This window comes from Streptomyces sp. NPDC004435, assembly GCF_042873895.1.
Classification (GTDB): Bacteria; Actinomycetota; Actinomycetes; order Streptomycetales; family Streptomycetaceae; genus Streptomyces.
This window is the reverse complement of the sequence record NZ_JBIAMB010000008.1, coordinates 259,219-280,720: the sequence shown is the minus strand read 5'-3', so window position 1 is coordinate 280,720 and position 21,502 is coordinate 259,219. Positions and strand designations below refer to the sequence as shown.

16 protein-coding genes are annotated in these 21,502 nt (G+C 75.0%); 14 read left to right on the top strand and 2 right to left on the bottom strand.

The window, feature by feature from the left end:
* Window positions 1–3 precede the first annotated feature (3 nt).
* The 6 genes from ACFYT9_RS17155 to ACFYT9_RS17130 all read left to right on the top strand — a co-directional run bounded on the left by ACFYT9_RS17155 (window position 4) and on the right by ACFYT9_RS17130 (window position 8,620).
* Complete coding sequence (locus ACFYT9_RS17155; protein WP_389164421.1) at window positions 4–1,581, top strand: class I adenylate-forming enzyme family protein; 1,578 nt, start codon at window positions 4–6, stop codon at window positions 1,579–1,581.
* On the top strand, window positions 1,578–4,697 hold the full coding sequence (locus tag ACFYT9_RS17150) for an amino acid adenylation domain-containing protein (protein WP_389164418.1): 3,120 nt from the start codon (window positions 1,578–1,580) through the stop codon (window positions 4,695–4,697). The genes ACFYT9_RS17155 and ACFYT9_RS17150 overlap by 4 nt, the downstream gene beginning before the upstream one ends.
* On the top strand, window positions 4,694–4,918 hold the full coding sequence (locus tag ACFYT9_RS17145) for an MbtH family protein (protein ID WP_389164415.1): 225 nt from the start codon (window positions 4,694–4,696) through the stop codon (window positions 4,916–4,918). The genes ACFYT9_RS17150 and ACFYT9_RS17145 overlap by 4 nt, the downstream gene beginning before the upstream one ends.
* The gene (locus ACFYT9_RS17140) at window positions 4,915–5,253 is read left to right on the top strand and encodes an acyl carrier protein (RefSeq protein WP_387270153.1); all 339 of its coding nucleotides are present in this window, start codon (window positions 4,915–4,917) and stop codon (window positions 5,251–5,253) included. Before ACFYT9_RS17145 ends, ACFYT9_RS17140 begins: the two co-directional genes overlap by 4 nt.
* The gene (locus tag ACFYT9_RS17135) at window positions 5,250–6,710 is read left to right on the top strand and encodes a condensation domain-containing protein (RefSeq protein WP_389164412.1); all 1,461 of its coding nucleotides are present in this window, start codon (window positions 5,250–5,252) and stop codon (window positions 6,708–6,710) included. The genes ACFYT9_RS17140 and ACFYT9_RS17135 overlap by 4 nt, the downstream gene beginning before the upstream one ends.
* A 65-nt stretch (window positions 6,711–6,775) precedes the next feature.
* On the top strand, window positions 6,776–8,620 hold the full coding sequence (locus ACFYT9_RS17130; protein WP_389164653.1) for a N,N-dimethylformamidase beta subunit family domain-containing protein: 1,845 nt from the start codon (window positions 6,776–6,778) through the stop codon (window positions 8,618–8,620).
* Between the two features lie 92 nt (window positions 8,621–8,712).
* Here ACFYT9_RS17130 and ACFYT9_RS17125 read toward each other — a convergent pair whose 3' ends face one another.
* Window positions 8,713–9,786 (bottom strand): PI-PLC domain-containing protein, encoded by a 1,074-nt coding sequence (locus ACFYT9_RS17125; RefSeq protein WP_389164410.1) that lies wholly within the window; start codon window positions 9,784–9,786, stop codon window positions 8,713–8,715.
* Window positions 9,787–10,035: 249 nt separating this feature from the next.
* On the opposite strand from ACFYT9_RS17125, the gene ACFYT9_RS17120 reads away from it, so the two are divergent.
* Together ACFYT9_RS17120 and ACFYT9_RS17115 are read left to right on the top strand one after the other, a co-directional pair.
* A complete protein-coding gene (locus ACFYT9_RS17120) occupies window positions 10,036–10,416 on the top strand; it encodes a hypothetical protein (RefSeq protein WP_389164407.1) in 381 nt (126 codons plus the stop codon).
* Window positions 10,417–10,611: 195 nt separating this feature from the next.
* Window positions 10,612–12,045 (top strand): carotenoid oxygenase family protein, encoded by a 1,434-nt coding sequence (locus ACFYT9_RS17115; protein ID WP_389164404.1) that lies wholly within the window; start codon window positions 10,612–10,614, stop codon window positions 12,043–12,045.
* A 132-nt stretch (window positions 12,046–12,177) separates the two neighbouring features.
* Here ACFYT9_RS17115 and ACFYT9_RS17110 read toward each other — a convergent pair whose 3' ends face one another.
* Window positions 12,178–13,767: a long-chain-fatty-acid--CoA ligase gene (locus ACFYT9_RS17110; RefSeq protein WP_389164403.1), complete on the bottom strand. Its 1,590-nt coding sequence runs from the start codon at window positions 13,765–13,767 to the stop codon at window positions 12,178–12,180.
* 523 nt (window positions 13,768–14,290) lie between these two features.
* Between ACFYT9_RS17110 and ACFYT9_RS17105 the strand changes: the two genes are divergently transcribed.
* The 6 genes from ACFYT9_RS17105 (at window position 14,291) to ACFYT9_RS17080 (ending at window position 21,454) form a co-directional block, all read left to right on the top strand.
* Complete coding sequence (locus tag ACFYT9_RS17105; RefSeq protein WP_389164400.1) at window positions 14,291–14,419, top strand: hypothetical protein; 129 nt, start codon at window positions 14,291–14,293, stop codon at window positions 14,417–14,419.
* Window positions 14,416–15,528: an alcohol dehydrogenase catalytic domain-containing protein gene (locus tag ACFYT9_RS17100; protein WP_389164398.1), complete on the top strand. Its 1,113-nt coding sequence runs from the start codon at window positions 14,416–14,418 to the stop codon at window positions 15,526–15,528. Before ACFYT9_RS17105 ends, ACFYT9_RS17100 begins: the two co-directional genes overlap by 4 nt.
* 168 nt (window positions 15,529–15,696) lie before the next feature.
* Entirely contained in the window at window positions 15,697–16,860 is a 1,164-nt protein-coding gene (locus ACFYT9_RS17095) for an acyl-CoA dehydrogenase family protein (protein ID WP_389164396.1), read from the top strand.
* Between the two features lie 153 nt (window positions 16,861–17,013).
* A complete protein-coding gene (locus ACFYT9_RS17090) occupies window positions 17,014–18,222 on the top strand; it encodes an acetyl-CoA C-acetyltransferase (RefSeq protein ID WP_389164393.1) in 1,209 nt (402 codons plus the stop codon).
* Between the two features lie 27 nt (window positions 18,223–18,249).
* On the top strand, window positions 18,250–20,460 hold the full coding sequence (locus tag ACFYT9_RS17085; RefSeq protein ID WP_389164391.1) for a 3-hydroxyacyl-CoA dehydrogenase NAD-binding domain-containing protein: 2,211 nt from the start codon (window positions 18,250–18,252) through the stop codon (window positions 20,458–20,460).
* A complete protein-coding gene (locus ACFYT9_RS17080) occupies window positions 20,453–21,454 on the top strand; it encodes an NAD(P)H-dependent flavin oxidoreductase (protein ID WP_389164389.1) in 1,002 nt (333 codons plus the stop codon). The genes ACFYT9_RS17085 and ACFYT9_RS17080 overlap by 8 nt, the downstream gene beginning before the upstream one ends.
* Window positions 21,455–21,502: the final 48 nt, after the last annotated feature.

Here is a 21,502-nt window from a genome sequence, read left to right as displayed (position 1 = left end):
CCAGTGGTACGCCGCCGCCCCGGGACCGGCGGCTCCCCCGCGGGCCCGCCTCCGCCCCCTCCCGCCACGCTGCCGGAGCTGCTCGCCCACCGTGCCGCCGCGCACGGGGACCGTACGGCGATCGTCAACGGCCCGGCGCGGCTGGGCTTCGCCGACTGGCGGGACCGCAGCGGTGCCCTGGCCGCCGCCCTGCGCGCGGCGGGGCTCGCCGCCGGGGACCGGGTCGGGCTGTGCTTCGGCACGGACCGGTGGACGGAGTACGCGGTGGCGTTCCTCGCCGTGCTGCGGGCCGGAGGGGTCGCCGTCCCCCTCTCCGACCGGATGGCGCCCGCCGGCCTGGCGCACGCCCTGACGGACTCGGGGGCCCGCCTCCTCGTCCACGCGGGCCCCGACCTGCCGCCCGGTACGCCGCCGGGCGTGCGGGGGCTCACCGGGGAGGACGCGGCCGGGCATCCCGCCGACCCGGGCCTCCCCGAGCCCGACCCGGCGGCGCCGGCCCAGATCCTGTACACCTCCGGCACCACCGGTGTGCCCAAGGGCGTGGTGGCCTCGCACGCGAACCTGGTGCACGGCTGCACGCGCGACGAGCGGCGCCGGCCGCTCCGGCACTCCCGTACCTTCCTGCACGCCTTCCCCGTGGGCAGCAACGCGGGCCAGACCATGCTCGTCAACGCGCTCGACGCGCACGCGACCTGTGTCACCGCGCCGCAGTTCACGCCCGCGCGGTTCCTGCGGGCGATCGCCGAGCACGGCGTCGGCAGCGTGTTCGTGGTGCCCGCCATGGCGATCGAACTGCTCGGCTCACCGGCCCTGGCGGCCGCCGGGGAGGCCGGCGCCCTCGGCACCGTACGCCTCGTCGGCTCGACGGCGGCGGCCCTGCCCCAGCAGGTGGCGCTCGGACTCGGCCGGGCGTTCGCCCCGGCCCAGATCGTCAACTACTACACGTCGACGGAGGCCGCCCCCGCCCAGATCACGCTGCTCTTCGACGCGGACCGGCCGTGGTCGCCCGGCCGGCCGGCGTCGCTGGCCGACCTGCGCGTCACCGACGGCGCGGGCCGCCCGCTGCCGCCCGGCGAGCCCGGCGAGCTGTGGCTCCGCTCCCCCGGAGCCCCCCGCGCCTATCTGGGGGACGGCGACGACGGGGTGTTCCGGGGCGGCTGGACCCGGATGGGCGACCTCGGGCGGGTCGACGCGGACGGCTTCCTGCACCTCCTCGACCGCGAGCGGGACGTCGTCAAGTCCGGCGCCCACAAGGTCTCCACGCTCCAGGTCGAGAACGCCCTGCACGCCCATCCGGACGTCTTCGACGCCGCCGCGGTCGGCGTCCCGCACCCCGTCCTGGGGAGCGTCGTGGCCGCCGCCGTCGTCCCGCGCGGCACGGACCCGGTGGGCAGCGGCGGCGACCGCGACGGTCTGACCGCGACCGCCCTGCGGGCCTTCCTCCTCGACCTGCTGTCCGCCCACGAGCTCCCCGCCACCGTCCTGTTCCTCGACTCGCTCCCCCGCAACGAGGGCGGCAAGGTCCTCAAGCGGGAGCTGCGCCGGATCCTCACCCACGACCCCCGCGAGGCCACCCCATGACCCAGCTCAGCCCGGCCCAGCACGGCATCTGGCTCACCGAGCGCACGCGCGACACCGGCGGCGCCTACCACCTGGCCGTCACCCTGGACCTCGCCGGCCCGCTCGACACCGAGGCCCTCGACCGCGCCTGCCGGGCGGTGACGGCGCACCACCCGGCGCTCGCGAGCCGTCCGGGACCGGACGGCTCCGTCCACCGCTGCGAGGTCCCGGCCCCCCGGCGCGCCGACTGCGCGCCCGGGGAGCTGGACGCCACCCTGGCCCGCGAGCGCGCGGCGCCGTTCGACGCCGACGCCGGTCCCCTCTGCCGCTTCACCCTGTTCCGTACGGGCCCCGAGCGCCACGTCCTCCTGGTCGCCGCCCACCACCTCGTCCTCGACGGCGAGTCGAAGGACCGGCTCGTCGCCGACCTCGCCGCCGCCTACCGGGGCGAGCCGCTGCCGCCCGCCGCCGAGGCCCCGGCGGGCCCGCCCGCGCCGGAGGCCCTGGCCGCCGCCCGCGCGTACTGGGAGGAGCGCGGCTACGCGCCGGGCGCGCCCGTCCTGCCCGGCCTCGTGCCGCCTGCGGACGGCGGCCTGGTGGCCGCGCCCGGCGCCGAGGTGCCGTTCCGGCTGGACGCCGGGCGCTGCGCCGCGCTCGCGGAGGCCGCCCGGAAGCTCGGCGTCACCCGCTTCGAACTCCTCCTCTCCGCCTGGCACGCGCTCCTCGTCCGGTACGGGGATCCCGCCCCCTCCACGGCCATCGAGCTGTCCCTGCGGACGCCCGGCGCGCCGGTGGGCGTCGGACTCGCCGTCAACGAACTGCCCCTGCGCGTCGGCCCCGTCGAAGGCCGGGACCCGGTCCGTCTGCCCTTCGAGGACTGGGTGCGCGTGGTGCGGGGCGAGCTGCGGGCGCTGTACCCGCACCGGTCCGTCCCCCTCGGGCAGGCCGTCCGCGGCCTCGCCCCCCGGACGGCGCTCACCCCGCTGTCGGTCAGCTACCGGCGCCGCCCCGCCGCGCCCGCGCCGGACTTCGGGGCCGTGACCGCCGGGGTGCGCTGGATCGGCTTCCCCGGCGCCGTGCGCAACCTCCTCCACCTCCAGCTCGTGGACGGCGGGGACGAGATCCACGGCAGCGCGCAGTTCCGGACCGCGCCGCCCTTCGGGCACGCGTCCGGGGAGGGCGACGGCCCGGTCGTGGACATGCCCGGCCCTCAGGCCCCGGCCACGGACGGCGGCGGATGCCTGACCGCCGGCACCGTCCGCAGGATCGTCGGCCACTGGACGCGGCTGCTCGACGCCGCCCTCGCCGACCCCACGACCCTCCTCGGGGAGCTGCCGCTGCTCGACGGGGACGAGCTGCGCGCTCAGCTCGCCGCGCCCGCCGCGCGCCCGGAACTCGCCGCGCGCACCGTCCCCGCGCTGCTCGCCGCCCGGGCGGAGGAACGTCCGGACGCGGTCGCCGTCGTCGCGGACGGCGCGCACGTCACGTACGCCGAGCTGACCCGCCGGGTCGCGCACGCCGCGGCGGCGCTCGCCCGGCACGGCGCCGGACCGGGCACCCTCGTCGGCATCGGGCTGCCGCGGGGCCTCGACCAGCTCGTCGCCGTCCTCGGCACGCTGGCCGCCGGGGCCGCCCATCTGCCGCTGGACCCCGGCTATCCGGCGGAGCGGCTGGCCTTCGTCCGGGAGGACTCGGCCCTCGCCCTGCGCGTCACCCACGCCCCGGAGGGGGCGGGCGACCTCACCCCGGCGGACCTCGCCCCGGTGGCCGGCGCCGACGTGCCGTCCCTGCCGCTCCCCGATCCGGCCCTTCCCGCGTACGTGCTCTACACCTCGGGCTCCACCGGCCTCCCCAAGGGCGTCGAGGTGCCGCACTCCGCCCTCGCCAACGTCCTCGGCAGCCTCGCCGAGCAACTCGGCTCCGGCCCGGAGGACCGCTGGCTCGGCCTGACCTCGCTGTCGTTCGACATCTCCGCCGTGGAGCTGCTGCTGCCGCTGACGACCGGCGGGCGCGTCGTCCTCGTCCCCGAGGGCGCCCACCGCGACGGGCCCGCGCTGCTCGACCTGATCCGCCGTGAGGGCGTCACCCACGTGCAGGCGACGCCGAGCGGCTGGCGGCTGCTCCTCGACGCCGGGCTCGGCGGCACCGTCCCCGTGCCGACCGCGCTCACCGGGGGCGAGGCCCTGTCCGCGCCGCTCGCCGCCCGGCTGACGGCCGCGGCGACGCGGCTGGTCAACGTCTACGGCCCCACCGAGACCACCATCTGGTCCACGCTCGCCGAGCCGGCCCTCACCGCCGGGGGCTCCGTCTCCCTCGGCTCCCCGCTCGCCAACACCCGGGCCTACGTGCTCGGTCCCGACGCGAGGCCGGTGCCCTACGGCGTCGCGGGCGAGCTGTACCTGGGCGGTGCCGGGGTCGCGCACGGCTACCGGGGGCGGCCGGGGCTCACCGCCACCCGCTTCCTGCCCGATCCGTACGGGCCCCCCGGCAGCCGCATGTACCGCACCGGCGACCTGGTCCGGCGTGGCGCCGACGGGGTCCTGGAGTTCCTCGGCCGCTCGGACAGCCAGGTGAAGCTGCGGGGCCACCGGATCGAGCTGGGCGAGATCGAGGCCCGGCTGGCCCGGCACCCCGCGGTCGCCGAGGCGGCGGCCGTCCTGCACGGCCCGGAGGCCGACCGCCGCCTCACCGCCTACGTCGTCCCGTCCGGCGCGTCCCCGCACCCCGACGCGCTGCGGGCCTTCCTCGCCGGCTCCCTCCCGGCGGCCGTGCTCCCGGGGGCGTACGTCGTCCTGGACGCCTTCCCGCTGACGCCCAACGGCAAGCTGGACCGCGCCGCGCTGCCCGAGCCGGAGGCCGTCCGCCCCGAGCCGTCCGCCGCTCCGCCGGCGGACGAGGCACTCGATCCGGTCGGTGCCGCCGTGCTGGCCATCTGGCGCGAGGTGCTGGGGCTCGACGACCTCACCCCGGACGAGGACCTCTTCGACCTGGGCGGCCACTCCCTGACCATCACCGCCATCGCCGCCCGGATCCACGAGCGCCTCGGCGCCGTCGTCCCGCTGGACGTCTTCTTCGACACACCCACCGCACGCGACGTCGCCGCCGTCGTCCGTACCCTGCGCGAGGAGCAGCCGTGAGCAACGAGACCCGTTACGCCGTCGTCGTCAACGACGAGGAGCAGCACGCCGTCTGGCCGGAGGGCGCCCCGCTGCCCGAGGGCTGGCGGCCCGAGGGCTTCGCCGGCACCGAGGAGGAGTGCGTCGCCCACGTCGACCGCGTCTGGTCCGACATCCGTCCGCTCAGCCTGCGCCGCCGGCTGGCCGCCGAGCGCTCCGAGGTCCGGACGGAGGCACGATGAGCGCGCCGGAAGGGACTCTGGCCTCCGACGCCGTGCCACCCGGCACGCCGCCGTCGCCCGCCGTTCCCGCCGGCGGCGCGGAGGCACTCCGGCCGCAGGTGGCCGCGCTCGTGTCGCGGTCCACCGACGGGCTGGTCGGCGTGCGGGAGCTGCTCGACTCCACCGAGCCGCTCGCCGCCCTCGGCGTCAGCTCGCTCTCCCTGCTGCGTCTGGTCGACGCCGTGGAGGAGCGGTACGGCGTCCTCGTCGACCTCGGTGACCGGAGCCTGCACACCGAGGGCCTGCGCGGGCTCACGGAGCGCCTGGTCCGGCTCGGGGCGGAGGCCACACCGTGAGCGCCTCCGCCACCGCCGCGGCCCCGCCGGAGGAGGGCCGGCTCCCGGACGAGGTCCTGGACGTCCCCTTCGCCGGCGGGCGGTCGGGGGCCGCACCCCTCACCTGGGGCCAGCGGGCCATCTGGCACGCGATCGGCCGGACCGCCCCCAACGACCACTACTTCAACCTCGGCAGGGTCCTGCCCCTGGCCGACCGGGGCGCCCCGGTGGACACCTTCCGTCTCCGCAAGGCGCTCGCCGCCCTGATGGCGCGGCACGAGGCACTGCGCACCCGGGTGGCGGTCGAGGACGGCGAGCCGGCGCAGCGGCTCCACGGGGAGGGGCGGGTCCCGCTCGTCGTGCGGGACGAACCCGTCCCGGACCGGGCCGGGGAGACGGCGGCGGCGCTGCTGGCGGAGCTGTCCGGGCGCCGCTTCACCTACGCGGAGGAGTGGCCGGTGCGGCTGGGCGCGGTGCGCAGCGGCGGGCGGATCACGCACGCGGTGCTCGCGCTGTGCCACCTGGCCGCCGACGGGCACGCCGCGGAGGTCCTCGTACGGGACCTCCGGCTGCTGGTGCGGCGCGGGGCGGCGGGTCCGGTCTGTCCGGAGACGCCGCTGGACCTCGCCCGGCACCAGCACGGTCCGGCCGGGCGCAGGGCGAGCGAGGCGGCGCTGGCGCACTGGGAGCGCGGGCTGGCGCAGGTGCCGCCGACGATGTTCGGGGAGCGGGTGGCGGAGCCGCTCCGGCCGCGTTTCTGGACGGGCCGGCTCGTCTCGGCAGCGCTGCCGCGTGCCGTGGACGCGGTGGCGGTCGCCCACGGGGTGAGCGGGTCCACGGTGCTGCTGACCGCTGCCGCCGCGCTGGTCGCGGCCGGTCAGGGGCACCGGGCCGCCGCGGTGATGCCGATCGGGGGCAACCGGGCGGCGGAGCGGCGGCGGACGCTGGTCAGCACGCTGTCGCAGGACGCGCTGTTCGTCCTGGAGCTGCCGGACGATCCTGACGGGGAGGCGGTCTTCACGGATCTGCTGGCCGGGGCGTGGCCGGCCGCGCTGGCCGGGTACCGGGCCGGCGCCTACGATCCGGTCGGCTGGGACGCGCTGCTGGAGCGGGCGGCCCGTGACCGGGGCGCCGAGGTGCACCCGTACTGCTGCTTCAACGACATGCGCCTGGTGGACCGGGCCGCGGCCACGGGCCCTGCGCCGACGGCCGCGGAGCTGGCGGAGCTGGGTCGGCGTACCGTCCTCGACTTCCCGGCGACGCAGGAGCGGGTGGCCTGCCGCTACTGCCTCCATCTGACCGGCGACGCGACCGCGCTGACCGTCACCCTCACCGCCGACACGGCCTATCTGCCGCCGGAGGCGATCCACGCCCATCTGCGGGGCATCGAGGAGGTCGTGGTCGCGTCCGCGGCCGGCAGCCCGCCGCGGCTCTCCCTGCTGGCCGGGCTCCTCGCGGGACCGGAGGCCCGCCGGTGAGCGGCGGGCGGGTGCCCCGGCCGCTCGCCCACGCCGGCACGACGTCCTGCGTGCAGGGCGGGCGGATGCGGTTCCACGTGGCGGCGGGTGACGGGGGCCGGTTCCGGGGCCGGGTGGTCGTCACGGACGTGGTGGCCGAGCGGGTCGTGGCGGAGGCCGTTGTCACGGGGCCGGGCTGGACCCTCGACGTGCCGGAGGCGTGGCCGAGTTCGCTGTACCGCGCGTCCTTCCACGACGCCCGTCCCGAGACGCCCGCGCCGGAGCGGGACGCCGAGCACGAGGTGTGGTTCGTCGTACGGGCCGCGCGGCCGGGTGCCTCGTCCCCCGTGCTGGTCTCGGTCCCCTTCCCGACGTGGCGGGCCTACCACCGGGCGGGCGAGCCGGGTCGGAGCATCTACTACGCGGAGCAGCCCACCCGGGCGGCCCGGGTGCCGCTCGCCGCGCCGGGCGGCGGGCCGCCGCCGGAGCGGTGGGAGGAGCCGCTGCTGCGCTGGCTGCACCGGACCGGGCGCCCCGTCGAGTACTGCTCCGGCTTCGACCTGCACGACGGGGCCGGTCTCCTCGCGCCGTACCGGCTCCTGGTGGTGAACGGGCACGACGAGTACTGGACGGCGGAGATGCGCGACTCCGTCGAGGGGTTCGTGCGGCGCGGCGGGAACCTCGCCGTCTTCGCCGGCAACACCGCCTGGTGGCAGATCCGGCTGGAGGACGGGGGCCGCACGATGGTCTGTCACCGCGACGCCGCCGCCGACCCGGTCGCCGCCGTGGATCCGGCGCGGACGACCGTCGAGTGGTCCAGCTCCCCGGTCGACCGGCCGGAGAACACGATGACGGGCGTCAGCTTCCGGCGGGGCGCGGGGGCGTGGGGCGACGGCATGGCGCTGATCGGCCGGGAGGCGTACACGGTCCGCTTCGCCGGCCACTGGGTCTTCGAGGGCACCGGGCTGCGCGACGGGGACGCCTTCGCGCGCGGGGCGCTGGGGTACGAGACGGACGCGGCGGAGCTGGACTGGTCGGCCGGGGTGCCGCGGGCCACCGGCCGCGACGGGACTCCCCGGTCGTTCGCCGTGCTCGCCACCGCCGACCTGCGGCACTGGCGGACGTACGGGCAGGGCGGCTGGGCGACCATGGGCGTCTTCCGCGCCGGGGCGGGCACCGTCTTCAACGCCGCCACCATCAACTGGGGCCGCGCGCTGCACGATCCGGCGGTCGACCGGGTCACGCGCAACGTCCTCGACCGGCTCTCGGGCGCCGTCCCGGCCCCGCGCTGGCACACCGTCGGCACGGCTCCCCGGCTGCGGGCGCTCGCCGCGTGCGAGGGGCTGCTCTTCGCCGTGGCCGGGGACGGCCGGACGCTGCTCCACCGCGAGCCGTCCGAGCAGAACCTCCCCTGGGCTCCGTGCCCGCCGCCCGCCGACGGTTCCCCGTCGCCCGAGCTGCGCTGTCTTACCGCGCCGCGCGAGGCGTCCCACCCGATGCCGCTGGCCCTGCTGGCGGTCACCGGGGACGACCGGCTGGTGTACCGGGCACCGGTGCCGGGCCCCGCCCCGTGGCTCCCGGCGGGGCGGGTTCCGGCGGGGACGACGGCGCTGGCGATGTGCGACAACAGCCTGTTCGCGGTGACCCCGCACGACGACGCCCTCCACGCGCGCCCGGCCGGCGACTTCGACGCGCCGTGGCGACGGCTGGGTCCGGCGGGCAAGGCATCGGCGCTGACCGTCCTCGGGGCCCGGCTCCACGCGGTGACGCCGGACGGCCTCGTCGCCCGCGCGCCCGTCCTCTCCGGAGAGCCCTTCGCGCCCGCCGCTTCCGCGGTGCCGTTCCCGCCGGTCCGGGCCCTGGCGGCGTACGCGGGGCGCCTGCTGGCGGTGACCGAGGACGACCGGCTGATCAGCCACCCGGCGGTGTGAGAACAGCCGGGCGGGCGGCGGCGGGGCGGCAGTGACGGTGGCGGTGGCGGTGGCGGGCCGAAGGGTCGCCCCGGCGGCCCGGGGCCGGTCGGTCAGTTCCGGGCGTTCAGCTCGGAGACGATCGATGCGGGGTGGTGTCCGCTGCTGTCGGAGAGGCGGTGGAAGTCGACGGCGACGAAGTTCGGATCGCGGCCGCCGGCCGCCGGGCGGCACCGCTGGTCGATCCGGTCGCGCAGCTTGGAGCCGTTGTCGAGGGCGGCGTTGATGACCGTGGGCACGTTGCGGTGGTGGCTCATCATGAAGAGCCTGCGGAAGCCGGGCTCCTGGCGGTCGAGCGGCACGTCGGCCCAGCGGGTGACGCAGGAGACGTCGTCGCCGAGGTCGCCGAGGCTCCAGTAGTTGCTGACGGTCCATGCCTTGTCGTGCATGACGCCGAGGTGCTCGCGGTCGCCCTCGTCGCTGAAGATCAGCAGGCGCTTCCCGGAGGCGACGAGGTCGGTCATCCGCGGCCAGCCCTGCCCGCGCACGTTCCACGCGTCCGGCCGGAACAGGATCTGGTCGAGGCCGCGTACCCGGCCGAGCGAGTTCCCCAGCTGCTGGGGGCTGACGTAGTCCTCCAGGAAGATGCTCACGACCTCGGTGGGGTTCGCGGCGAGGAAGTCGACGACGGTCTGCATGCTGCCGTGGAAGGACTGCCGGGGCAGTGCGTACGTGACCCCGGCGAAGGTCTTGCACTCGCCGTGGCAGAGGTAGACGTCGCTCGGGTAGCAGTCGCTGCCGAAGCTGATGACGCACAGCCACCGGCTCTTCTCGTACCAGTGGGTGTCCAGGCTCAGGCCGCGCACCCCGTTGTCGAGCTGGTGGCGGATCGACTCGGACTGGGCGACCGAGGTCCAGCGCGCGTCCTCGTAGTTGGTGAAGGCGTTGTGGGTGGCGAGGAAGGAGACCTCGTCGAGTCGCTTGTCGCCCCACCGCGCCCGGGCCTGCGCCACGGCGCCGGTGGCCGCTGCCGGGCTCGCGGCCGTCGCGGCGCGGGCGGGTACGGGCGGCGGGGCGGCGCTCGCCACGGACGGGGCCGCCAGGAGGCTCAGCAGGAGCAGCAGAAGGACGGCGGGGCGCCGCGTGCTCCCCCCGCGTCCCGCACCGAGCCTCCGCCTGATTGACATGTCCACGTTTAACATGCGCGGAAGAATAGCCGCCCTCCGGGAGATTGCCCCCTGCCCGACGGGACCCGGACCGGGCGCGACCACCGCCGACCCCACCCCCTCGAATGTGCCGCACCCCCCGATCCGGGGCGCATCGGGCCCACCGGCACCTGTGAGACGCGCCACCCCCACCACCCCACCGACCTGCCCTTACCTCAGGTAACATGCGAGGCCAGTACGCCGCCCCACCCCCGCCTCCGGAGGCGCGCCATGCCCGTTCCCACTCCCTCCGCCCGCCTGCTCAGCGGTCTCCTGATCGGTGCCGGTGTCGCCCACTTCGCGGTTCCGCGGCCCTTCGACGCGACCGTCCCGCGCAGCCTGCCCGGCACGCCCCGGACCTGGACCCGGCTCAGCGGGGTGGCGGAGATCGCCGTCGGCGCCGCGATCGCCCACCCGCGGACCCGGAGCGCGGGAGCCCTGGCCGCTGCGGGGCTGTTCACCGCCGTCTTCCCCGCCAACGTCAAGATGGCGTACGACTGGCGCCACCGCCCCGCCCCGCTCCAGGCGGCGGCGCTGGCCCGCCTCCCCCTCCAGGTGCCCCTGGTCGTCTGGGCGCTCCGCACGCACCGGGCCGCCCGGCCCGGCAGCTGACGGACGGCGGCGCAGGGGCGACCGGCCCCCCGGGCGGGCGCCACCCCGCCCGCGTCGCGGAACCGGCAGGCGGCGCTAGGCTGAGACCATGCCCCCGTGGAGGCCGGGGCCCGGCGCCCGAAGCATCGCGCGCGGCGCGCGTCCACGTACGCCCCCCGTCCCGCCCCGACGTCCACCCGCTCTCCGGGAGGACCCTTGAACACCTCGACGCCGCCCCGGTTCGACCCCCAGCGCGTCCCCCACCTCCTCGGCTCGTTCGCGCCGGTGACGGAGGAGGTCGACGCCGTCGACCTGGACGTGACGGGTGAGATACCCGCCGGTCTCGACGGGCTCTACGTGCGCAACGGCCCCAACCCCCGCTTCACCCCGATCGGCTCCTACCTGTACCCCATCGACGGGGACGGGATGCTGCACGGCGTGTGGCTCTCCGAAGGGCGGGCGCGCTACCGCAACCGCTTCGTGCGCACGGCAGCCATGAAGGCCGAGGAACGGGTCGGCCACGCCCTGTGGGGCGGGGTCGAGTCCTTCATCCTCCCCGGCGCCGACCAGGTCGGTCCCGAGCTCGCCGACGACTTCAAGGACATGCCCGACATCCATGTCGTCGGCCACGCGGGACGGCTCCTGGCCCTCGCCGAGTCGGCGTGCCCCTACCGCGTGGACGACGCGCTCGGCACCGTCGGCCGCGAGACCTTCGACGGCGCCCTTCCCGCCGGCATCACCGCTCATCCGAAGATCGACCCGCTGACCGGCGAGATGGTGGTGTTCTGCTACGCCCTGGAGCCGCCGTACCTCACCTGGTCGGTCATCGACCGGCACGGCGCGGTCACCCGCAAGCCCACGCCGGTCGAGAGCGTGGACGAACCCATGATGATCCACGACATGGCGCTCACCGAGCGCTACGTCGTCCTGACGCTGGCCCCCGTCTTCTTCGACCTCGAAGCGGCGATGGCCGGCGGTTCGTTCCTGGCGTGGCGCCCCGAGCGCGGCACGCGGGTGGCACTCATCCCCCGAGACGGCGGTCCCGTCGTGTGGGCGACCGACGACGCGTTCTGGCTCTGGCACACCGTCAACGCCTACGACGACCCCGCCGGAGACGGGAGCGTCGTCCTCGACTACGTCCAGTGGAGCCGTCTGACCATCGCCCCCGGGCACGAGGGCGAAGGGCCACCGCGGTGCGCGCTCGTCCGCGCCCGCATCGATGCCGTCGCCGGCACCGTCACCCGTACGGAACTGGACGACTCGCGCGTCGAACTCCCGCGCGTCGACGACCGGCTGATCGGCCGCCGGCACCGGTACCTGGCCGTCGCCGCCGAGACCGGGCGCGCGGACCTGCTGGCCGGCGAGTACGACGCGCTGCGCTGGTACGACACGGCACGGGGGACCTCCCTCCTGTGGCCGGCCGGCGACCTGTCGGTGGGTGAGCCGGTGTACGCGCCCGCCCCGGGCGACGACTCCGACAAGCACGGCCACTGGCTGACCTTCGCCACCGACCGCACCGACGGCACGAGCTGGCTCCTGGTCCTCCCGGGCGAGGACCCCGCCTCCGGCCCCGTGGCCCGCGCGCGTGTTCCCGTCCGGGTCCCCCTCGGCCTCCACGGCTCCTGGCTCCCGTCCTCGCCCGGCGAGTGACCGGGGCGCCCGTGTCCTCACGCACGCACACGGGCCCACGGTCTCCCCCGGGCCGGCACGCACACGGGCCCACGATCCCCCTGGGCCGGTGGCCCGTCGGGGCGGCGGCGCCCCGGGGCCGGGGGGACGCCGTCAGGCGGTCCCGTCCGGCCGGGGACCTTCGGCGAGGGCGCGCAGGGCTCCCTTGGTCACCTTTCCGCCCGCGTTGCGCGGGAGCTGGGGGAGCGTCACGAGGTCCTTGGGCATCTTGAAGGAGGCGAGCTTCCCGTCGAGGAAGCCGAGCAGCGCGGGGAGCGACAGGTCCGCCCCCGGGGCGACCGCGGCGAACGCGACGGGGATCTGGCCCCACCGCTCGTCGGACCTTCCGACCACCGCGACCTCGCGGACCGAGGGATGCTCGGCGATGACGTTCTCCAGCTCGGCGCAGTAGATGTTCTCCCCACCGCTGATGATCATGTCCTTCTTGCGGTCGACCACCCAGATGAACCCCTCCGCGTCCTGCCGGACCAGGTCCCCGGAGTGGAACCAGCCGCCGTGGAAGGCGTCCGCGGTCTCCTCGGGCTTGTTCCAGTAGCCCTGGGTGACCGTCGGGCCGCGGTAGACGATCTCGCCGACCTCGCCGTTCGGCACGTCGCGCAGGGAGTCGTCGACGATGCGGTACTGGACGTTCGGAATCGGCCGGCCGACCGAGCCCAGCTTGCGCAGGGAGTCCTCACCGCGCAGGACGCAGGTGATGGGGGAGGTCTCCGTCTGGCCGAAGACCGCGACGTTGAGCGCGGCGGGGAAGCTCCGCCCCATGGCCCTCAGGGTCGTGTCGGTGGCGGGGGCCGCTCCCCAGCTGATGACGCGCAGTCTGAGGTCCCGCTTGTCGATGTCCGGCTGGGCGCAGATCAGATCCCACTGCTGGGGCACGTTGAAGACGATGGTGGCGCCCTCGCGTTCGTACGCGTCGAGGACGGCCTCCGGGTCGAAGGCGCCGAGCGGGTGGATCACCACCGTGCCGCCGAGGAGGAAGGCGGCGACGATCGAGCCCAGGCCGGCGATGTGGAAGAACGGGGCCGTGAGGAAGCTGACGTCGGAGTCGTCGGACATGTCCATCGCCCGCACGCACGTGATGGCCTGCACCTGCATGTTGCGGTGGGAGAGCATCACGCCCTTGGGGCGGCCGGTGGTGCCCGAGGTGTACATGATGAGGGCGGTGGACTCCTCGCTGACGTCCGGGAGTTCCATCGGCTCGTACGCGGCCAGCAGCTCCTCGTACCCGCTCCCCTCCCCCGGCACTCCCCCGGGCGCGTCCGGTTCGCCGATGACGATCACCGTGGCGACGGAGGCGGCGGCCGGGGCGGCCCGGAACAGCGGGAGGAGCCGCGCGTCGACCACGACGGCGGCGGGGGCGCAGTCGTCGAGGATGTAGCCGAGCTCCGGGGGCGCGAGCCGGAAGCTGAGCGGGACGGCCATCGCGCCCAGGCTGTTGGCCGCGAAGACGCTCTCCACGAACCAGGGGTGGTTGAGGGTGAGCATGGCGACCCGGTCACCGGCCCGTACGCCACGGTCGGCGAGCGCGGCGGCGAGCCGGAGGGAGCGCTCCGACAGTTGGGCCCAGGTCGTGGTGGCCCCCGCGTACCGGAGTGCGGGCTTGTCGGGACGCATCATCGCGTGTGTGGCCGCCTGGGCCATCCAGTGGTGCCGGAAGGACCATGCGGGAGCCGTACCGGGGGACATGCCACTCCTCGGATTCCAAGCGGACAGAGGTGGATCCTGCGGCCACTATGCATGACGGGGAGCGGCCCAGGAAGGTTTTTGTTAACCGGAAATCACATCGGGGCGACCTGACCGCACCGACCTCCGCCGCGAAGGCTCCGCCGTGCGGGGACGGTTCGCCCGGCGGGCCGCGCAAGCGGCCTCGCGCGGGTGTGCGAGACCCGGGTCGCCTCCGCCGGGGAGCACGCGTGGCGAACGGGAGTTTTCCCTCCTCCACACGAGATTCCTTCGTCACCTACGGACCCTCGCCGGCGCGCCAATCGCCTTGTGGAGCGGCCCAAGAGAGCAAGTCCACCTCGTCGTCACGCTTGTCCACCGATGTGATTTCTGATTAACATCTCGATGCGTTCGATCGTCGGCGGGACCACTGTTTCCGCCCGGCGCGCCGGCGCGGTCCGCGTCCCCGGCGGAGTCTCCGCGGACGCGCCCAGCCCGTCACGGCCATGCCGTCCGCCCCGCGTCCGTCGGCACCTTGAGGAGCCCCATGCGCACGGAGAAGGAACAGACCGAAGACCCCCCGCCGCCGCCGGTGGTGGGCGCCCCCGCGCCGTACGGCCTCGTCCGCCGGACCGACGGGCGGCCGTCCCCGCTCCGCCGCTCGCGGGTGCGGTGAGCGGCGCGACGGGTACGGGGTTCGCGGACGGGCCCGCGCCCCGGTCCGGGGCCGGCACGGCGATCTCCGTCCTGCTCTCCCGAGGCTCCGCGCTCGGCGAACTCGTCGAGGCCGAACTGGACGAGCCGCGCGACGACGAGGTCGTCGTCCGTATCGAGGCCGTCGGGGTGTGCCACACGGACCTCCTCGCCCGGAAGCGGCTCGGGAGCCGGCCGGGCGTGCTGGGGCACGAAGGGTGCGGCACCGTGGAGCGCCTGGGTCCTCGCGCGGAGGGGCTCGCCGTCGGGGACCGGGTGGTGATCTCCTTCGCCTCCTGCGGAGAGTGCGTCCCGTGCCGGTCCGGATTCCCGGGGTACTGCGCCTGCTCGGCCGCGCTCAACGGTTCCGGAGGCCGGCGGGACGGTTCACCGACCCTGCGCGTCGGGGGCGAGCCCGTGTTCGGCTCCTTCTTCGGCCAGTCGTCCTTCGCCACGGCCGTGTTGACCCGTGCCCGGTCCTGCGTCCCCGTGGGAGACCTGGCGCCGGAGGTCGCCGCTCCCCTGGGCTGCGGCTTCCTGACCGGCGCGGGCGCCGTGCTCAACGTGCTGCGGCCCCGGCCCCGCGAGCGGCTGTTGGTCGTCGGCGCCGGCGGCGTGGGGGCCGCCGCGGCACTCGTGGCGCTGTCCGAAGGCGTCGAGGTGGTCGTGGCGGATCCGGTCGAAGCCCGCGGCGCGTTGCTCACCGCGTACGGTGCCACGGCCGTCGCCTCGCTGGACGAGCCGATCCCCCCGGTGACCCACGCCCTCGACACCACCGGGCGACCGGAGGCGATCGCCCGCGCGCTCGCCCTGCTCGGGCCGCGCGGCGCGCTCACGCTCGTCGGGCTCGGCCCCGCCGAAATCCCGGTCGACGTCCGGTCCCTGACGATGCGGGGGCTGCGGTTGTCCGGCTGTGTCGAGGGGGACGCGGAGCCGGCCCGGCTCATACCCGAGCTGATCCGGCGCCACCGAGACGGCGTGCTGCCGCTCGACCGGCTGGTGACCACCTACCCCCTCGACGCCATCGAGCGCGCGGTGGCGGACCAGCGGGCGGGGCTGACGCTGAAGGCGGTGCTTCTGCCCGGGGCCTGACCGCCCCGCACCCACGACGCCAGCCCGCTCCTCGTCCGGCACCCACGCCCCCGCCCTCCGCCCCCTCTTCCCTCGCCCCCGCCCTCCCTCTCCTCGTCCCTCGCCCGGACGCACCCCGGAGCCAGGCTCCGCGCCCGCCCCACCACCCGATCCGAGACAGGGGTCCCCATGACCGATGTGATCTCCGCCCGCCGCGCGCTGTACGAGGACGAGCACGAACTGCTGCGGGAGACGGCCCGCGCCTTCGCCGACAAGCACGCCGCCCCGCACGCCGAGCGGTGGCGCTCCGAGGGGCGGGTCGACCGCGCCCTCTTCGAGGAGGCCGCCCGCGCGGGCATCCTCGGCTTCAACATCCCCGAGGAGTACGGCGGCGGCGGGGTGACCGACTACCGCTTCAACTCCGTGATCGGCGAGGAGTTCTCCCGTCACGCCGCCTCCGACGCACTGGCCGGGGTGGCGCTCTCCAACGACATCGTGGTGCCCTACTTCACCGACCTGACCGACGAGGAGCAGAAGGCCCGGTGGCTGCCCGGCATCGCCGCCGGTGAGCTGATCGTCGCTGTGGCGATGACCGAGCCCGGCACCGGCAGCGATCTGGCCGGCATCGCCACCACCGCCGTCCGCGACGGCGACGCGTACGTGCTCAACGGCAGCAAGGTCTTCATCTCCAACGGCCAGAACGCCGATCTCGTGGTCACGGCCGTGCGCACCGGCCCCGACCGGCACGGCGGGATCAGTCTGCTGGTCGTGGAGGCGGACCGGCCCGGCTTCACCCGGGGGCGCAATCTGGAGAAGGTCGGTCTGCACGCCCAGGACACCAGCGAGCTGTTCTTCCAGGACGTGCGGGTGCCGGCGGCCAATCTGCTCGGCGAGGAGGGCTCGGGCTTCGCCGCGCTGATGCGCAACCTCGCCCAGGAGCGGATCTCGATCGCCGCCAACGCGGTGGCGTCCGTCGAGGGGGTGCTCGAACGGACCCTGGCGTACGTGAAGGAGCGGCAGGCGTTCGGCCGGCCGATCGGCTCCTTCCAGAACACCCGCTTCGAGCTCGCGGAGATGGTCACCACCGCCCGGGTGGGGCGCTCCTACCTGGACGACCTGCTCGCCCGGCACTCCCGGGGCGAGCTGACGGCCGTGGACGCGGCCGCCGCGAAGTTCTGGGCCACCGAGCAGTACGTGAACATCGTCGGGCGCTGCCTCCAGCTCCATGGCGCCTACGGCTACATGCTGGAGTACCGCATCGCGCACGACTACCTCGACTCGCGCATCACCACGATCTACGGCGGCACCACCGAGATCATGAAAGAGATCGTCGGCCGCGACCTGGGCCTCTAAGGCCCTGTCTCTGCGCTCCGGGGCGCCCCTGCCCCGTCGAGCCCCCCGGTGTCCGGGTCCCGTCCGGACACACACCCAGCTTCCGGTCCCGGCCGGTCACACCCGGTGTCCGGCACCCGTCCGGACCGTTCCCGCCCCAGGAAGGGGAGCGTCATGCCCGACGCCTACATCTACGACGCCGTGCGGACGCCGCGCGGCAGGAACCGCGGCGGCGCGCTGCACGGCACGAAGCCGGTCGATCTGGTCGTGGGGCTGATCCACGCGATCCAGGAGCGCCTGCCCTCGCTCGACCCCGAGGTGATCGACGACCTCGTGCTCGGCGTGGTGTCGCCGGTCGGTGAGCAGGGCGGCGACATCGCCCGTACCGCCGCGCTGGTGGCGGGGCTGCCGCACACGGTGGCCGGCGTCCAGGTGAACCGCTTCTGCGCCTCCGGCCTCGAGGCGGTCAACCTCGCCGCCCAGAAGGTGGCCTCCGGGTACGAGAGCCTGGTCCTTGCGGGCGGCGTCGAGTCGATGTCGCGGGTCCCCATCGGTTCGGACGGCGGCGCCTACGCGCAGGATCCCACCACCGCCTACGACGCGTACTTCGTGCCCCAGGGCATCGGCGCGGACCTGATCGCGACGCTGGAGGGCTTCACCCGCGAGGACGTCGACGCCTACGCGGCCCGCTCGCAGGAACGGGCCGAGACCGCCTGGCGCGAGCGGCGCTTCGACCGGTCGGTCGTACCCGTCCGCGACATGAACGGGGTCCTGCTGCTCGACCACGACGAGCACCGCCGGCCCGGCACCACGGCGGAGAGCCTCGCCGCCCTGCCCGCCGCCTTCGCCGGTGTCGGCGCGGCGGCCGGTTTCGACGCGGTCGCGCTGCAGAAGTACCACCACCTGGAGCGGATCGAGCACGTCCACCACGCGGGCAACAGCTCCGGCATCGTCGACGGCGCGGCGCTGACCCTGATCGGCAGCCGGGAGGTCGGCGAGCGCCTCGGACTCGTCCCGCGCGCCCGGATCGTGGCGACGGCCGTCACCGGAGCCGAGCCCACGATCATGCTCACCGGCCCGACGCCCGCCACCAGGAAGGCCCTGGCGGCGGCGGGCCTGGAGGCCGACGACATCGACCTGTTCGAACTGAACGAGGCGTTCGCGGCGGTCGTCATGAAGTGGCAGCGCGACCTGAAGGTCCCCGACGAGCGGGTCAACGTCAACGGTGGGGCCATCGCGATGGGCCATCCGCTGGGCGCCACCGGAGCCATGATCCTCGGCACCGTCCTCGACGAGCTGGAGCGGACCGGCGGCCGCCGCGGTCTCGCGACGCTCTGCGTCGGCGCCGGCATGGGCATCGCCACCGTCATCGAACGCATCTGAGCCCGCGCGAAGAAGGGGACCACCGACATGACCGCCACCACCGCATCCGCCACCACCGCATCCACATCCGCCACGGCCACCGCGACCGCCATCACCTACCTGCGCGACGCCGACGGCGTCGTCACCCTCCTCCTGGACGACCCCGTCTCCTCGGTCAACACCATGAACGACGCCTTCATGGCCGGTCTGGAGGAGTGCGTCCCGAGGCTGGAGGCCGAGCGCCACGACGTCACCGGCGTCCTGCTCGTCTCCGCGAAGAAGACCTTCTTCGCCGGCGGCGACCTGAACCGGCTCCGCGCGGGCAGCGCCGACAGGGCCGCCGAGGAGACCGCCTACATCGACCGCATGAAGGGCTGGATGCGCCGGCTGGAGCGGCTCGGCCGGCCGGTCGTCGCGGTGTTGAACGGCACGGCCCTGGGCGGCGGCCTGGAGGTCGCCCTCTGTGCCCACCACCGGATAGCCGTCGACCTGCCGGGCAGCCGCTTCGGCCTGCCCGAGGTCAGCCTCGGGCTGCTGCCCGGCGGCGGCGGCATCACCCGTACGGTGCGCATGTTCGGCCTGCGCAAGGCCCTGTCCGACATCATCCTGTCCGCGCGGAAGTTCGACCCCGGGGAGGCGCTGGCCGTCGGTCTCGTCGACGAGTTGGCTCCGGACACCGAGGAGGCCGAGGCCCGGGCGCGGGCCTGGATCGCCGCGCATCCGGACGCGTCGCAGCCGTGGGACGCGAAGGGTTTCCGGCTTCCGGGCGGCGAGGTGGGGAGCCCGGAGGTCGCCGGAGCGCTGCCCGCGCTGTCGGCGCTGCTGCGCAAGCGGACCCGGGGGGCGCCCGTGCCGGCGCCGCGTGCCGCGCTGGCCGCCGCCGTCGAGGGCGCCCACGTCGACTTCGACACCGCTTCGCTGGTGGAGACCCGCTATCTGGTCCATCTGCTCGGCGGGCAGGTCACCAAGAACATGATCAAGGCGTTCTTCTTCGATCTTCAGCAGATCAACTCCGGTGCGAGCCGCCCCGACGGGTACGAGCGCTTCACCGCGCGGAAGGTCGGGGTCGTCGGCGCGGGCATGATGGGCGCGGGCATCGCCTACGTGAGCGCCAGGGCCGGCATCGACGTCGTCCTCAGGGACGTGACGCCCGAGGCCGCGGAGCGGGGCAAGGACTACTCCAGGGCCCTGGAGGCCAAGGCCCTGGCGTCCGGCCGGACCACCCGTGAGCGCTCCGAGGAGCTGCTGGGCCGGATCCGTACGACGGCGGAGGCGGCCGACTTCGCCGGGGTGGATCTCGTCGTCGAAGCCGTCTTCGAGTCGGTGCCGGTGAAGCAGCGGGTCTTCCAGGAGATCCAGGACGTCGTGGAGGACGACGCCGTCCTCGGGTCCAACACCTCCACCCTGCCCATCGGTCTGCTGGCCAAGGGCGTGGCGCGCGAGCGCGACTTCATCGGCATCCACTTCTTCAGCCCGGTCGACAAGATGTCCCTGGTCGAGATCGTCCGGGGCGAGCACACCTCCGACGAGACGCTGGCCAAGGTCTTCGACTTCGTCCTGCGGATCGGCAAGACCCCCATCGTCGTCAACGACTCCCGGGGCTTCTTCACCTCCCGGGTGATCGGCCGCTTCATCGCCGAGGCCGTCGCCGCCGTCGGCGAGGGCGTCGAACCGGCCAGCGTCGAGCAGGCCGCGCTCCAGGCCGGCTACCCGGCGGGCGCGCTCCAGCTGCTGGACGAGCTCACGCTCTCCCTGACGCGGAAGATCCGCGTGGAGACCCGGGCGGCCGAGGAGGCCGAGGGGAAGGAGTGGGTGGCGCACCCCTCGGAGGACGTCATCGACTGGATGCTGGAGCAGGGCCGCGTCGGACGACGCGAGCACGCCGGCTGGTACGACTACGACGCCACCGGCAGGCGTACCGGCATCTGGCCGGGCGTCCGCGAGCGGTTCGGGTCGGGGCGGCTGGTCCTGCCGCTGCGGGACCTCCAGGAGCGCATGCTGTTCGCGGAGGCCCTGGACTCCATCGACTGTCTCGACACGGGCGTGCTGACCAGCGTGGCCGACGCGAACGTCGGCTCGATCCAGGGCATCGGCTTCCCGGCCTGGACCGGTGGCGTCCTGCAGTACGTCAACCAGTACGAGGGCGGCCTGCCCGGCTTCGTCGCCCGGGCGCGCGAGCTGGCCGCGGCCTACGGCGACCGGTTCCTGCCGCCCGCGTCGCTGGTGGAGCGTGCCGAGCGGGGCGAGACCTATGTCTGAGGCCGTCGCCGCCGCGCCGCGTCTGCGCACCCGGTTCACGGAGCTGCTGGGGATCGAGCACCCTGTCGTCCAGGGCGGGATGATGTGGGCGGGGCGTGCCGGACTGGCCGCCGCCGTCTCGGAGGCGGGCGGGCTCGGCATCGTCACGGCGCTCACCCAGCCGACCCCCGCGGCGCTGGCTCGGGAGATCGAGCGGACCCGCGCGCTCACCGACAGACCGTTCGGCGTGAATCTCACGATCCTGCCGACGATCGCGCCGCCGCCCTACGACGAGTACCGGCGGGCGATCGTCGACTCCGGGGTGACGATCGTCGAGACGGCGGGCTCCAGCCCGGAACCGCACATGGAGTACTTCGCGAGCCACGGGGTGCGGGTCGTCCACAAGTGCACGAGCGTCCGGCACGCCGTGAAGGCCGAGCGGCTCGGGGTGGCCGCCGTGTCGATCGACGGATTCGAGTGCGCCGGCCATCCGGGCGAGGACGACGTGCCGGGCCTGGTGCTGATTCCGGCCGCCGCCGACGCGCTGACCGTCCCCTTCATCGCCTCGGGCGGGTTCACCGACGGGCGGGGACTGGCGGCGGCGCTGGCCCTCGGCGCGGACGGGGTCAACATGGGCACCCGATTCCTCTGTTCCGACGAGGCGCCGGTGGCGGAGTCCGTCAAGCGCAGGATCGTCGAGGCGTCCGAGCTCGACACCCGGCTCATCTTCCGCGAGTTGCGCAACACGGCCAGGGTGGCGCGCAACGCGGTCAGCGAGGAGGTCGTCCGCGTCCTGGCGGACGGCGGGGTGTTCGCGGACGTCCAGGCCCTGGTGGCGGGGGCGCGCGGTCGACGGGTCTTCGAGGACGGCGACCTCGACGCCGGGATCTGGTCCGTCGGCCTGTCCCAGGGGCTGGTGCGCGACATCGCCCCGGCGGGCCTGCTGGTGGAACGGATCGTGCGCGAGGCACGGGAGGTGATCGAGCGGATGTCGCGGACGTTCACACCCGACTGATCTGATGCTTCATCAAGTCATTTACAGGCAGGGCGACTTGCCGAGATG

What these genes read in the sequence shown, in the direction of transcription:
- ACFYT9_RS17110 (WP_389164403.1), bottom strand. Translation starts at nt 13,767, where the DNA reads ATGTCCCCCGGTACGGCTCCCGCATGGTCCTTCCGGCACCACTGGATG.
- ACFYT9_RS17150 (WP_389164418.1), top strand. Translation starts at nt 1,578, where the DNA reads ATGACCCAGCTCAGCCCGGCCCAGCACGGCATCTGGCTCACCGAGCGC.
- ACFYT9_RS17105 (WP_389164400.1), top strand. Translation starts at nt 14,291, where the DNA reads ATGCGCACGGAGAAGGAACAGACCGAAGACCCCCCGCCGCCGCCGGTG.
- ACFYT9_RS17125 (WP_389164410.1), bottom strand. Translation starts at nt 9,786, where the DNA reads ATGTCAATCAGGCGGAGGCTCGGTGCGGGACGCGGGGGGAGCACGCGG.
- ACFYT9_RS17090 (WP_389164393.1), top strand. Translation starts at nt 17,014, where the DNA reads ATGCCCGACGCCTACATCTACGACGCCGTGCGGACGCCGCGCGGCAGG.
- ACFYT9_RS17095 (WP_389164396.1), top strand. Translation starts at nt 15,697, where the DNA reads ATGACCGATGTGATCTCCGCCCGCCGCGCGCTGTACGAGGACGAGCAC.
- ACFYT9_RS17080 (WP_389164389.1), top strand. Translation starts at nt 20,453, where the DNA reads ATGTCTGAGGCCGTCGCCGCCGCGCCGCGTCTGCGCACCCGGTTCACG.
- ACFYT9_RS17120 (WP_389164407.1), top strand. Translation starts at nt 10,036, where the DNA reads ATGCCCGTTCCCACTCCCTCCGCCCGCCTGCTCAGCGGTCTCCTGATC.
- ACFYT9_RS17085 (WP_389164391.1), top strand. Translation starts at nt 18,250, where the DNA reads ATGACCGCCACCACCGCATCCGCCACCACCGCATCCACATCCGCCACG.
- ACFYT9_RS17130 (WP_389164653.1), top strand. Translation starts at nt 6,776, where the DNA reads ATGCGGTTCCACGTGGCGGCGGGTGACGGGGGCCGGTTCCGGGGCCGG.
- ACFYT9_RS17140 (WP_387270153.1), top strand. Translation starts at nt 4,915, where the DNA reads ATGAGCGCGCCGGAAGGGACTCTGGCCTCCGACGCCGTGCCACCCGGC.